The sequence below is a fragment of the Sneathia vaginalis genome (assembly GCF_000973085.1).
GTDB classification, from domain to species: Bacteria; Fusobacteriota; Fusobacteriia; order Fusobacteriales; family Leptotrichiaceae; genus Sneathia; species Sneathia vaginalis.
In genome coordinates this window covers 991,261-1,003,969 of sequence record NZ_CP011280.1, presented here as the reverse complement: position 1 = coordinate 1,003,969, position 12,709 = coordinate 991,261, and the positions used below count along the sequence as shown (strand labels likewise).

Genomic DNA, 12,709 nt, shown 5'->3' with positions numbered 1-12,709 from the left:
TGTTTTATTTTATCATATCTAATAAGTCTTGTTCTGTTAGTATGGCAATATTTAATTTCTTTGCTTTTTCTAACTTAGAACCAGCTTTATCACCAACAATTAAGTAATTTAAATTTTTTGATACACTAGATAAGTATTTACCACCGTTAGTTATGATTATATCCTTTATTTCATCTCTTGTAAATTCTTTAAGTGTACCAGTTGCAAGAAATGTTTTTCCACTAATGTATTTATTGTATTTTTTTTCTTTTTGTTTTGTTTCAAGTACAAAGCCTATTTCTTGCAAGCCTTTAATAAGGCGTATATTATTTTTTTCTTTAAAGTATTCGATGATAGAAGTTGCAACCTTATCACCTATACCCTTTATACTAACTAAGTCATCAAAGCTAGCATTAATTAGTTTATCAATATCTGTAATATTATCACAAATTAGGTTACTTGTAGTTTTACCTACATAGGGTATACCTAAAGAATAAAGTACAGTACTAAAAGAATTAGATTTAGATTTTTCAATATTACCTATTAAATTATCTACATTCTTTTGTCCCATCTTATCAAAGGTAATTAATTCATTTTTAAAATTATGTAGGTTGTATATATCCAATATATTAGTAATTAAACCAATATCAATTAATTTTTTTACTATTTTTTCACCCAATCCCTTGATATTCATACAGTCTCTTGAAGTGAAATATTCAATAGATCGCATAATTCTTTCAGGGCAGAAGGGGTTAATACATTTAATAGCAACTAATTTATCAGATTTATATAGTTTTTCATTACAAGCGGGACAAAATTTAGGTTCTATAATCTTTTCTTCTAAACCTGTTCTTTTTGAAAAATCAACATTAACAACTTGTGGTATTATTTCAGCAGCTTTTTCAACCAAGACAGTGTCATGAATTCTAATATCCTTTTTTTCTACTTCATCAAAATTATGCATTGAGGCCCTTTTAACAATAGATCCAGAAAGATTAATAGGCTTAAAATTAGCTACTGGGGTTATTACACCAGTTCTACCTACTTGATAGTCAACTGATAAAATTTTGGTATATAGTTGATCTGGTTTAAACTTATACGCTATTGCCCATTTAGGACTTTTAGCAGTATAACCAAGCATATCATATGTAGATAAGTCATTAACTTTTAGAACAAGTCCATCAGTTTCAAAGTCTAATTTTTTTCTTTTTATGTCCCATTCGTCTATAGCTTTTTTCATACTTGAAAAATCAGTATATGTTTCAAAAACATTGGCAGTTTCAAAACCTAGTTCTTTTAAAAGATTGATACTTTCAAGGTGAGTAGTAATGTTAAAATCTTGTGTATTTATTACATAGTATAGGAAGCAAGAAAGTTTTCTACTTGCAACTATACTTGAATCTAATTGACGTATAGTACCACTAGCTGCATTTCTTGGATTAGAAAATACTTGTTCACCATTAGCTTCTCTATCTCTATTGATTCTGTTGAATTCAGAAATAGGTAAGATTATTTCACCTCTAACTTCAATGTCTATATCTTTTTTTAAAATTTTAGGTATATTTTGTATTTGATAAACATTATCTGTAACATCTTCACCAAAAATACCATCTCCACGAGTTAAGGCTAGTACAAGTTTTCCTTTTTTGTACTGTAAATCTATACTAATTCCATCCAATTTTAACTCTAATACATAGATAACAGGTCTATTTAATATTTTTCTAACCCTAGTATCGAAGTCTTTAATATCTTCTATACTATATGTATTAGCAAGACTTAGCATAGGTTTATTATGTCTAACTTTAGTAAATTTTGTATTAACAAAACCACCAACAACTTGAGTGGGTGACTTTTGATTTTTGTACTCAGGATGTAGTTTTTCAATATCTTCAAGTTCTTTTAAAAGCTTATCGAATTCTTCATCAGAGATTAGTGTTTCACTTTTTTCATAATAGTAATATGAATATTTTTCTACTAATTCTTTTAATTTTAAATATCTATCTAGCATTATTTTGCTCCAGAATAATTAGGTGCTTCCTTTGTTATAATTACATCGTGAGGATGTGATTCTTTAAGTCCAGCATTAGTAATTTTAACAAACTTACCATTAACTTTTAATTCAGCGATAGTCTTTGTACCACAGTATCCCATACCAGCACGTAGTCCACCACATAATTGAAATACTGTATCCTTTATACTACCTTTAGTTGGAACCATAGATTCAATACCTTCTGGGACTAATTTATCTGTTGCAGCTTCTAATTGGAAGTATCTATCTTTACTTCCTCTTTTCATTGCAATAAGAGATCCCATACCAACATAACTCTTGTAACTTCTACCGTTGTATAAGATTTCTTCACCAGGTGATTCTTTTGTACCAGCTAATAAGCCACCAAGCATTACACAATCAGCACCAGCAGCTAAAGCCTTAACTATATCTCCAGATAACTTTATACCTCCATCAGCTATTACTCCTATGCCTTTAGAATTACAGTATTCACTAACTTCCATAACAGCACTTAATTGTGGCATACCAACACCTGCAACAACACGAGTTGTACAAATTGATCCAGGTCCTATACCAACTTTTACAGCATCACAACCAGCATCTATTAAGTCTTTTGCAGCTTCTTTTGTTACAATATTACCACCAATTAGAGGTAGGTTAGGGAAAGCTTTTCTAATTTCTTTAATTTTTTCTATGACACCTTTAGAATGTCCATGTGCAGAGTCTACTGTAATTATATCAACACCAGCTTCAACTAAAGCTTCTACTCTTCTTAGAGTATCAGTACCTATACCAACAGCAGCACCTACTCTTAATCTACCTTTTTTATCTTTACAAGCATTAGGGTAGTTTACAATATTATCTATGTCTTTTATAGTAATTAAACCTTTTAATATTTTACCTTCTACTATAGGTAATTTTTCTATTCTATTTTCAAGCAAGATATGTTTTGCTTCTTCAAATGTAATATCTGTATTAGCAGTAATTAGGTTATCTTTAGTCATTACATCAGTAACTTTTGGAGTTAAATCTTCTCTATATTTAATATCTCTATTTGTAATGATACCTAAAAGTTCATTTTTATCGTTTATTACAGGTAATCCAGATACCTTGTATTTTCTCATTAAATCAACAGCATCTTGAAGTACTGAATTTACATTTAATGTAATAGGATTTGTTATCATACCACTTTCAGAACGTTTAACTCTATGAACTTCTTCTGCTTGACGTTCTATAGTCATATTTTTGTGTATAAAACCTATACCCCCAACTCTTGCAAGACTAATTGCTAGTCTTGATTCAGTAACTGTATCCATCGCAGCACTTAGTATAGGAACATTTAGTACGATATCTTTTGTTAGATTAGTTTTTAAACTTACTTCACTAGGGATTACACTAGATGCTTGTGGTATTAGTAATACATCATCAAATGTTAATCCTTCGGCTATAATTTTACTCAATTTTCTCCTCCTAACCAGTTTATTGTACTCATGGTACTAACAAACGATTTACCATTTAGAAAGTCATTAGGATTTTCTAAATTAATGTTATTTGATGGGTGATTGTGCATAATCTTTTTACCAGATAATATGTATTTTTCAAATTGTTGACTATCTTTTCCCCATAATAGGTATGTTATATTAGGATTTTTTATAGAAATATATTTAATTAAGTCCTTACATATATCATCCCAGAATTTATGGTGTGAACTAGGTAGTCCGACTTCTACTGTTAGTGCTGTATTAAGTAAAAGCACACCTTGATCAACCCATGATTTAAATAGTTTATCGGGTGGTAAAATTTTAAATTTACCTGTTTCTATATCTGCTAAAATTTCATTAACATCTTTTAATTCTTTAGTATATGAATAGTAAAGTAATCTTAGTATATTTTTAAGAGATTTATTTACTAATTTTGTTCCCCATGATTTTGTCTTAATCTCAAAGGCTAGCCCTGTTGAAAGATTAGGTTGTGGGTAAGGTTCTTTACCTAGTATACAAACTTTTTTATCCATGATACTAGTTTCTAATGCCTTGAAGATATTATTATCATGTGGAGAATAGCTTTTCTTATTCATATTTAATTTTTTTAAGAAATTTTCGATAATAGAAACCTTTTCTGTTGTGAAAAACTCTGTATAGTCATGATGAATATTGTACATTTTCATAAATTTACCTACAACAGAAGTATTATCATCATCAACTATTAGGATAATAGCAATTTCTCCATCTTCGCTAAGTGCATAAAGTGTATCTTCCTCGATGTATAGGAGTTTTTTTATTTCACTTTTAAATACCTTTATTTTACTAACTACTTTGAATCTATCATTAGTGACTATAATCTCACCCATAGAGTTTCCAAAATAGAACCACTCATCATCGTTTTCAAGATATGTTATCTTATACTCTGAAATATGGCTGTAATCATAAATCTCACTTGTAGATGCATCCCATATTTCTACATATCCGTCCAATTTTGTCATAAGTAGATTAATACCTACAAGTTTTATAAATATATTATTATCCTTAGAAGAGATATTACTAATTTCTTCTAAATCGGCTGTAAATATACGGATATTATTAGAGTTTTCATCAGTTTTTCTGCTTTTTAGTATTACATTTTCGTTATAGATATATACAGAATAATTATTGCTATATATATCATCAAGTTCTAGTTCCTTTTTAGTCTTATTTAATGTATCAATAAGGCATAAATTTGATGAACTAGAGTCTATATATACAATCTTACCTAAAGGACTAACTGCAATAGATAAAATTGTATTAGTAGGTTTAAAAATGCAATCTATTATTTTTTTAGTAGAACTATCGCATTTATATACTTCATTTTTTGATGTTGTGATATAAAAAGTAGAGGAAGCAAATAATTGATTTTCCTCTTTAATATATCGTATATTATCACTGTTATTTATTTTTCTTTTAAAACTTTTAATCTCCTTATATTCTTTATTATAGAAAGTAAGTTTATCACCAACTGTAATAAGTGTATTTGTAAGAGGATTAATTTCAAAATCCCTAGTTTTTAAACTAGGAGTTATATATTGCTTTAATATGAGTTTCATATATTATCCTAACACTTAATAATTTCTATGTATTTAATAGTTGTTTTTATCTTGTTTATAAACAAATGTTCGAATTCTGTTTTAATATTATCATGTCTTAGTTCGGTAGAGTGTAAGTCATCTGTATTAAACACCAACTTATACTTTTCATTCTTACTAATAAGTTTTAAAACAGAGTTGTAATAATCAGTATGATCAGTTTTGAAAAATATTTTACCATTTTCTTTTAATATTGGGTATAGTTTTTCCAAAAGATCATTTGATAGTATTCTTTTATGTTCTTCATTTTCCCATGGATCAGGGAAATTAATATATACACCAGATAATTCACCATTATCTAAGAATTTATCTAGTTTATTTGCATCAATTCTAATAAATTTAACATTATTAAGACTATGATTTTTTGCTTTTCTACTAGCATAAACTAAACGTTTAAGTCTTAATTCATCACCAATATAGTTACATAAAGGGTTTTTACTAGCTAATTCTATTAGAAAATTACCACTACCAGAACCTATTTCTAAAAATATGGGGTTGGTATTATTAAATACTTTAGACCAATTCTTTTTGAAAGATAAAATTTCTTCTTCATCAAAATATAGGAAAGATTCATAGTTAATCATCTCAAACATATATTGATTGTAGTGGTTTTTAGGTTTATTAAAAAAGTATGTCCAAAGTTCTTTTCCTTTGTATTCTATCATTAGTTAACTACATCCTTGTCATCTTTTTTGTATTTTTTAACTTCTTCATCTAAATGATATTTTTCTGAAATACTTAGTATGTATTCGTTAGTTCTTTTATCCATTTCTTGTTGGAATAAGTATGATGCAATGTTGTTGTATGCAACTTGTATATCTACACCTGAAAAATCATTTGTGTGATCTACATAGAACTTACTTACTTGTTCTTCAGTTATTTTAATATCTTTAGAACAGATGTGGTTAACGTAGTATTTAATTCTAACTTCTTTTTTAAGTATATCTATATCTTTTGCATACTTATTGAAGAAGTCTATTTTATTAGCTTCTATTGTTAGTAGTTCAAAAAGAACCATAGTTTTAATTAATTCAGGATCTCCCTTAGAAAAGATAATATCTTCCTTTTTTAAAGTTACAGTATCAGCCATATTATGAACTAAATTAGTAACTAAATCTTGTTCAAGACCATAGTTTACTTCAGCATTTAATTGACTCTTAATTATTTCATGAGCCTTTGTAAAAGGTATGTTTTGATTATCAAAATATGCCTTATCCTTGTTATATCTGTCTATAATAGAGTTTTCTGTGACAATAACTCTAGGTTCTACAGTTTTGTGCATGTATAAACGTATTATTTCATTTTTTTCAAGATATTTAATTTCTTCAGCTTCCTTTTCGTTAAATTCATAATTGTAGCTTTCGTTATATATCGCTCTTGAAACTAGAATATTTTTTATAGCTTCTTCGTTATACTCTACAGCTTTTAATTCATCACTAGTCATCTCAAGTGTTAACATAATTCCTCCTAATATATAAAAATGGTACCTAGGAAGGGACTTGAACCCTTATGGATTTCTCCGTCAGATTTTGAGTCTGATGCGTCTACCATTTCGCCACCCAGGCACCTAAATGACACCCTATTTTATTAAATTTAGCCTAAAATGTCAAGTTTATATTTAATTGTATAGGGCAATGGTCTGAACCTAAAACATCTGAATGAATTATAGAATCTTCAACTTTGTCTTTTAAGTTATCTGAAACAACGAAGTAGTCTATTCTCCAACCGGTATTCTTAGCTCTTGAATTTTGTCTATATGACCACCAAGTATACATATTTTCCATAGTAGGGTATAGGTATCTAAATGTGTCAACGTACCCGTTATCTATTAAATTACTAAATTTATTTCTTTCTTGTATAGTAAATCCAGCGTTTTTTGTGTTTGTTTTTGGGTTTTTCAAGTCAATTTCATTATGTGCAACATTTAAATCTCCACAAACAATTACTGGCTTTTTTTTCTTTAATTCATTCAGGAAGTTAAGAAAGGCATCTTCCCATTCCATTCTGTAGTCTAGTCTTAAAAGTCCATCTTTAGAGTTAGGTGTATAGACGGTTACAAAGAAGAAGTCGTCGTATTCAAGAGATATTACCCTACCTTCTTTGTCATGTTCTTCTATACCTATACCATATTGAACGTTAAGTGCTTCTTTTTTTGTAAAAATTGCTGTTCCAGAATATCCTTTTTTTTCTGCATAGTTCCAATACAGTGTATATCCTGGTATAGAAAAGTCTATTTGACCACTAGATAACTTAATTTCCTGTAAGGCTATAATACTAGGATTTACTTCATTGAAAAAATCCATAAATCCTTTTTTTAATACAGCCCTAAAACCATTAACATTCCATGAAAAAAGTTTTAACATATATTACTCGCTTTCTATTAATTCCTTAATTTTACCAGTTTTCTTCCAGTGTGCAGCTATATACACAAAAGGTGTATCACAAAGTGCTACAATAAATTTAAGTGCATAAGTTGTAAAGATGAAAGAAAGCAGAGTCTTAGTATCTACTACCCCTATAAACGCTATAACCGTAAATACTACACTATCAATAATTTGACTGAATATGGTACTAAGATTGTTTCTTATCCATATAGATCCAAAGCTTGGGAAAACCTTTCTTATCGCTTGATATGAGTATACGTCTATAAGGCTTGATGCACCATATGCCACAAGAGATGCGAAAGTTAAACGATACAATGGTGTGAATAAAGCTTCTAAGTGTGGTTGTAATGTATCAATAGGTGTAGGTGATATTTTTAAAGCTATGTTCATTATAACTGTCATAAATATCATTGTTAAAAATCCCATACTAACAATATGTTTTGCATATTTTTTACCATAATTTTCAGATAAAATATCAGCAACTAAGAATATACCCCCATAAGCAATGTTTCCCATAGTAGCATCTATCCCGAATAGACATATAAATTTATTGACTTGTATATTAGCTACAATGATAGAAAGAGGTATAAATAACATAAGTCCAATTTTACCCCATTTTTTGTAAGCGTACAGTATAAAACCGTAATTAACTACTAAATAGCAAAACCAAATAAGTTCGTTTCTTCCCATAAAATCTCCTTTTAAAAATATTTATTAAATAATAACATAAAATATTTTAAAACACAAACTATGCTTGACTATGAATATTAAATTATATATAATTTACTTAACTAAAAAAAGGAGAATAAGCTATGTCAGATAATTTGAAAAATAAGTTACATCCTATGACAAAAAAAGGTATAATCAACTTTATCAATAAGAACAATATTAACAAAAAATATGAAGAAAAGATTAATAATATAAAGACTTTAGAAGACTTAAAAGTATTTTGTGAAGATATTAGAAATAAAGAAGGAAAATTAGCTGAATATATTGATTCTAAGATAGAAAGTAAGCTAAATTCTAAAAAGGAAGTCAAAGAAGTAAAGGGAAGATTTTATTTAGAATTTGACAGTAGTGTAATTCAATTTTTACAAAATACAAGAAAGTTAGAAGATATAAAGGCTGATACTAAAGAAGAAAAAGAAGTATTAGACTTATTAACTAAAAATAAGGTTGATAAAGTCTTAGAAAAAATATCTAATATTAGAAAAGAAAATCGTGGTAAGATAAATATACATGCATACTGTATAGATGGTTTAGTAAGACTAGTAGACGCATGTATTAGAAATTTAAATTTAATTAATAGAGAATTTGGAAAAAGAGGAGAATTTACAGAAGTCTTAACAGTTACAGAAAGCGATAAGGTTTTAACTAAGGTTGCATTTGATTTTTATTGTATGAATATAGAAGAAATAGAATTATCAAAAGAACAATGTGACTATATCTTCAAATATTTAAAGGGTAATAACGTTAAAAAGAATGTAATAAAAGCTTCTGATATCAAGACAGTAAAAGATTTTACAGATAAGATAAGAGATATTTTTGTAGATTTAATAGAAGGAAATAAAGAAGCAGTTGTTGACTTTTATTCAATACTAAAGACATTTAATTTATTCATTATGTTAGCATAAAAAAAGCTAGTAGTTAATTCTACTAGCTATTTTTTTAAACTCTTTGCAAGTTCAATAATCTTACTAACCGAATAGCATTTAGATAATTTTTTCATATTATCTACCATCTTTTCATAATATTCCTTATTATCCTTTAAAAATTTAACATATTCAGGTATATAGTTAATATTACGTATTTCTAGTGCCATATTTGATTCAACAAGGAAGCTTGTATTTTCTTCTTCTTGACCAGGTATGTAAAATGGTATCAGCATAGGTATATGCTTATTAATCGCTTCACTAGAAGTTAGACCACCAGGCTTTGTAATAATCAATTTAGATCTATCCATAATTTCACTAACCTTATCAGTAAAGCCATATACATTAGCTTTTCCTTCGATAATATCCTTAGTTAAAATCTTAGTTATTCTTTTTTGCAATTTAATATTTTTACCACAAACCACATCTAATGTTATATCCAAATTAGAATGCATCAATGTATCAACAACATTTTCCATTTTTTTAAGACCTAAAGATCCACCCATAATTAATATATTAAAGCTATTATCATCTTTTTTAGAAGTAGTATTTCTAAATTCTTCTTTTACAGGTATACCAAATACAAATATTTTATCCTTATCAATACCTTTGTTAATTAAAGTTTCTTTTGTATAATCACTACCAGTGATATACGCATCTACTTTTTTATCTATATAAGTAGAGTGAGCTTTAAAGTCTGTAATTATCTGTATGTATGGTATTTTAAAATGAAATAGTGTTTTTAATTGTGAATAAATCGGAACACCAAATGGGTGTGTTGAGATTATTACATCTGGTTTTTCTTGTTCCAAAACTTTTTTTAGATTCAATTCGTAGTGTATAAAGGTATTCTTTAAAATGAATTGATTAATAAAGTCAATGTCAGATATTTTGTATAATAGGCTATATGTTTTTAGTAGGTTAGAATTTAATAAGAAATCATAACCTTTTTCAACAATCTTAAATTTAGATTTTGAAAAAAGCCCATAAACAATACAAGTATCTCCATCTTTTTCTATTTCTTTTTTCAAGTTGTTAGCAGCTTGAATATGACCACCACCTGTTGCAGCGGTTAAAATTAAATACTTCATAAAATCTCCTGAATTTAAAAAAATACTTTAAACTATAGCTCAAAGTATTTAAAGAGTTATGGTGCCCAAACGCGGAATCGAACCACGGACACAGGGATTTTCAGTCCCTTGCTCTACCGACTGAGCTATCTGGGCAAATGGCGGAAGTGACGAGACTTGAACTCGCGACATCTTGCGTGACAGGCAAGCACTCTAACCAACTGAGCTACACCTCCACGTATGGTGGTCACAATTGGGCTCGAACCAATGACCCCCTGCTTGTAAGGCAGGTGCTCTCCCAACTGAGCTATGCGACCACACTTACTAGCATAGTGTACAATAAAAAAAAACTATTGTCAACAAAAAAATATTTTGTGGGGAATAATTTGCGAAAAAATCATATAAGTGGTAAAATAAAAAGTAAAAAGCATTTTTACGAAACAATTATTATGGAGGGATTAATTTGAAACATCATATTGAAGAACTGATAAGCGAAGAAAAGATCGCAAAAAGAATTGAAGAATTAGGAAAACAAATTTCAGAAGACTTCAAAGATGAAGAAGTAATTTTAGTAGCGTTATTAAGAGGATCAGCCCTATTTTTAGCTGACATTTCAAGAAAAATTACAAGTAAATGTCGTATAGATTTTATGTGCGTTTCTAGCTATGGTAATGAAATGAATACTAGTGGAAATATTAACATAAAAAAAGATCTAGATGAAGATATTTGTGGTAAAAATGTATTGATTATAGAAGACATAATAGACACAGGTACAACATTATACAAAATAAAGGAATTTCTATTACAAAGAAATCCCAAAACCCTTAAAATTTGTACCCTATTAGACAAACCTTCAAGAAGAATACATGATGTTAAGGTAGATTATGTAGGATTTACAATACCAGACGTATTTATTGTAGGATATGGTATAGATTATGCACAACAATATAGAACATTACCTTATTTAGGAGAAGTTGTGCAAGATAAAGAATAAGTTAGTTGAACAATAATTTAAAATATGATATAAAATTGTTGTAAAGGGAATTCGTTTCAAGAATAAAAAAAACAGTATAAATAGTTACTTGCCTAGTAACTATTTTTTATACACAAACTATTTACTTTTTTATGAATAATAGTGTAATATATGTATGGAAAAATAGAGCAAATTAAATAATATAAAAGGGCTAAATTTTGGAGTTGTACAGGAGGAAGAATAATGGATAAAACATTTGTAGTAGTTGGAACACAATTTGGTGACGAAGGTAAAGGTAAGATTATTGACGTTTTAGCACCAACAGCAGATTATGTTGTTAGATTTCAAGGTGGGAATAATGCAGGACATACTGTAGTAGTAGGAAAGGATAAGTTTGTACTACACCTATTACCATCAGGTATAATTAGTTCAAAAGGTAAGTGCATTATAGGTGCTGGAGTAGTAGTAGATATTAAGGTCTTACTAGAAGAAATGGAAGAATTAGAAAAAAGAGGATATGACTTATCTAATTTATACATCGATGAAAGAGCACATATAATATTCCCTTATCATATTGCAATTGATAAAGCTAAAGAAGAAGCTTTAGGGGAAAACAAGATTGGGACTACACAAAGAGGTATAGGTCCTTGCTATAACGATAAAATTGCAAGAAATGGTATAAGAATAGGAGATCTTTTAGATAAAGATAGATTTAAAGACAAACTTTTATGGAACTTAAAAGAAAAGAATGATATTTTAACAAGATACGGTAAAGAAACTTTTGATTTTGATACAATGTATAATGAATATATGAAGCTAGCAGAAAAGATTTCTAATAGGGTTGTTGACTGTGTTAGCGTATTAAATAACGCAATAGAAAAAGGTGAAAGAGTTCTATTTGAAGGTGCACAAGCCTTAATGTTGGATATAGACTTTGGAACATATCCATATGTAACAGCTTCATCACCAACAGCAGGTGGAGTATGTACAGGTACTGGTGTAGGTCCTAAGAAAATAGATAGAATATTAGGTGTAATGAAAGCATACACAACAAGAGTAGGTGAAGGTGTATATCCTACTGAACTATTAGATGATTTAGGAGAATTAATTAGAAAAAAAGGATATGAATACGGAGCTACAACAGGTAGACCAAGAAGATGTGGTTGGTTAGATCTTGTTATGGGTAAATATGCAACTATGATAAATGGTTTAACTGATATAGTATTAACAAAAATAGATGTACTAACAGGATTAGAAGAAATTAAAGTTGCCGTAGGTTATGAAATAGATGGTAAGGTATACGACAGTTATCCTAGTAGTTTAAGACAATCTAAGAAATTTAAAGTAATATACAAGACATTTAAAGGATGGACTGAAGATATTACTAATATCAAAGAATATAGTGAATTACCTGAAAATTGTAGAAAATATATTGAGTTTATAGAAAATCATTTAGGTGTTAAGGTATCATTAGTATCAGTAGGGCCTGAAAGAACACAAAATATATATAGAAGTGAGTTTTAAG

General features: G+C 28.5%; 11 protein-coding genes and 4 tRNA genes. 3 read left to right on the top strand and 12 right to left on the bottom strand.

Translation table 11 applies throughout. The features are described 5' to 3' along the window. Positions 1 to 4 precede the first annotated feature (4 nt). The 8 genes from ligA to VC03_RS04940 all read right to left on the bottom strand — a co-directional run bounded on the left by ligA (position 5) and on the right by VC03_RS04940 (position 8,179). Positions 5 to 1,987: an NAD-dependent DNA ligase LigA gene (gene ligA, locus VC03_RS04975; RefSeq protein ID WP_046328938.1), complete on the bottom strand. Its 1,983-nt coding sequence runs from the start codon at positions 1,985 to 1,987 to the stop codon at positions 5 to 7. Further along, positions 1,987 to 3,447: an IMP dehydrogenase gene (gene guaB / locus VC03_RS04970; protein WP_046328937.1), complete on the bottom strand. Its 1,461-nt coding sequence runs from the start codon at positions 3,445 to 3,447 to the stop codon at positions 1,987 to 1,989. Before guaB ends, ligA begins: the two co-directional genes overlap by 1 nt. Next, on the bottom strand, positions 3,444 to 5,066 hold the full coding sequence (locus tag VC03_RS04965) for a uracil-DNA glycosylase (RefSeq protein WP_046328936.1): 1,623 nt from the start codon (positions 5,064 to 5,066) through the stop codon (positions 3,444 to 3,446). Before VC03_RS04965 ends, guaB begins: the two co-directional genes overlap by 4 nt. 8 nt (positions 5,067 to 5,074) lie before the next feature. Beyond that, a complete protein-coding gene (gene trmB / locus VC03_RS04960; RefSeq protein ID WP_052727710.1) occupies positions 5,075 to 5,770 on the bottom strand; it encodes a tRNA (guanosine(46)-N7)-methyltransferase TrmB in 696 nt (231 codons plus the stop codon). Continuing rightward, the gene (locus tag VC03_RS04955) at positions 5,770 to 6,564 is read right to left on the bottom strand and encodes a hypothetical protein (protein ID WP_046328935.1); all 795 of its coding nucleotides are present in this window, start codon (positions 6,562 to 6,564) and stop codon (positions 5,770 to 5,772) included. Before VC03_RS04955 ends, trmB begins: the two co-directional genes overlap by 1 nt. A gap of 22 nt (positions 6,565 to 6,586) precedes the next feature. Next, positions 6,587 to 6,670 (bottom strand) — tRNA-Leu (locus tag VC03_RS04950). 33 nt (positions 6,671 to 6,703) lie between these two features. After that, positions 6,704 to 7,468, bottom strand: coding sequence for an exodeoxyribonuclease III (locus VC03_RS04945; protein WP_046328934.1), 765 nt, complete (start codon positions 7,466 to 7,468; stop codon positions 6,704 to 6,706). 3 nt (positions 7,469 to 7,471) lie between these two features. Then, positions 7,472 to 8,179: a queuosine precursor transporter gene (locus tag VC03_RS04940; RefSeq protein WP_046328933.1), complete on the bottom strand. Its 708-nt coding sequence runs from the start codon at positions 8,177 to 8,179 to the stop codon at positions 7,472 to 7,474. Positions 8,180 to 8,301: 122 nt separating this feature from the next. Here VC03_RS04940 and VC03_RS04935 point away from each other — a divergent pair, with 122 nt between their 5' ends. Beyond that, a complete protein-coding gene (locus tag VC03_RS04935; RefSeq protein WP_046328932.1) occupies positions 8,302 to 9,123 on the top strand; it encodes a hypothetical protein in 822 nt (273 codons plus the stop codon). A gap of 26 nt (positions 9,124 to 9,149) precedes the next feature. Here VC03_RS04935 and VC03_RS04930 read toward each other — a convergent pair whose 3' ends face one another. The 4 genes from VC03_RS04930 to VC03_RS04915 all read right to left on the bottom strand — a co-directional run bounded on the left by VC03_RS04930 (position 9,150) and on the right by VC03_RS04915 (position 10,528). Continuing rightward, complete coding sequence (locus VC03_RS04930) at positions 9,150 to 10,232, bottom strand: MGDG synthase family glycosyltransferase (protein WP_046328931.1); 1,083 nt, start codon at positions 10,230 to 10,232, stop codon at positions 9,150 to 9,152. A 59-nt stretch (positions 10,233 to 10,291) separates the two neighbouring features. Further along, positions 10,292 to 10,367 (bottom strand) — tRNA-Phe (locus VC03_RS04925). A 3-nt stretch (positions 10,368 to 10,370) separates the two neighbouring features. Next, positions 10,371 to 10,447, bottom strand: a tRNA-Asp gene (locus VC03_RS04920). A gap of 5 nt (positions 10,448 to 10,452) precedes the next feature. Further along, positions 10,453 to 10,528 (bottom strand) — tRNA-Val (locus VC03_RS04915). A 146-nt stretch (positions 10,529 to 10,674) separates the two neighbouring features. Between VC03_RS04915 and hpt the strand changes: the two genes are divergently transcribed. Both hpt and VC03_RS04905 read left to right on the top strand, forming a co-directional pair. Beyond that, positions 10,675 to 11,205, top strand: a complete 531-nt coding sequence (hpt, locus tag VC03_RS04910) for a hypoxanthine phosphoribosyltransferase (protein ID WP_046328930.1) — start codon at positions 10,675 to 10,677, stop codon at positions 11,203 to 11,205. Positions 11,206 to 11,427: 222 nt separating this feature from the next. Further along, positions 11,428 to 12,708, top strand: coding sequence for an adenylosuccinate synthase (locus tag VC03_RS04905; protein WP_046328929.1), 1,281 nt, complete (start codon positions 11,428 to 11,430; stop codon positions 12,706 to 12,708). Position 12,709: the final 1 nt, after the last annotated feature.

Coding starts and splice junctions, on each gene's coding strand:
- VC03_RS04945 (WP_046328934.1), bottom strand. CDS start 7,468: ATGTTAAAACTTTTTTCATGGAATGTTAATGGTTTTAGGGCTGTATTA.
- trmB (WP_052727710.1), bottom strand. CDS start 5,770: ATGATAGAATACAAAGGAAAAGAACTTTGGACATACTTTTTTAATAAA.
- VC03_RS04905 (WP_046328929.1), top strand. CDS start 11,428: ATGGATAAAACATTTGTAGTAGTTGGAACACAATTTGGTGACGAAGGT.
- VC03_RS04930 (WP_046328931.1), bottom strand. CDS start 10,232: ATGAAGTATTTAATTTTAACCGCTGCAACAGGTGGTGGTCATATTCAA.
- ligA (WP_046328938.1), bottom strand. CDS start 1,987: ATGCTAGATAGATATTTAAAATTAAAAGAATTAGTAGAAAAATATTCA.
- VC03_RS04965 (WP_046328936.1), bottom strand. CDS start 5,066: ATGAAACTCATATTAAAGCAATATATAACTCCTAGTTTAAAAACTAGG.
- VC03_RS04955 (WP_046328935.1), bottom strand. CDS start 6,564: ATGTTAACACTTGAGATGACTAGTGATGAATTAAAAGCTGTAGAGTAT.
- VC03_RS04940 (WP_046328933.1), bottom strand. CDS start 8,179: ATGGGAAGAAACGAACTTATTTGGTTTTGCTATTTAGTAGTTAATTAC.
- VC03_RS04935 (WP_046328932.1), top strand. CDS start 8,302: ATGTCAGATAATTTGAAAAATAAGTTACATCCTATGACAAAAAAAGGT.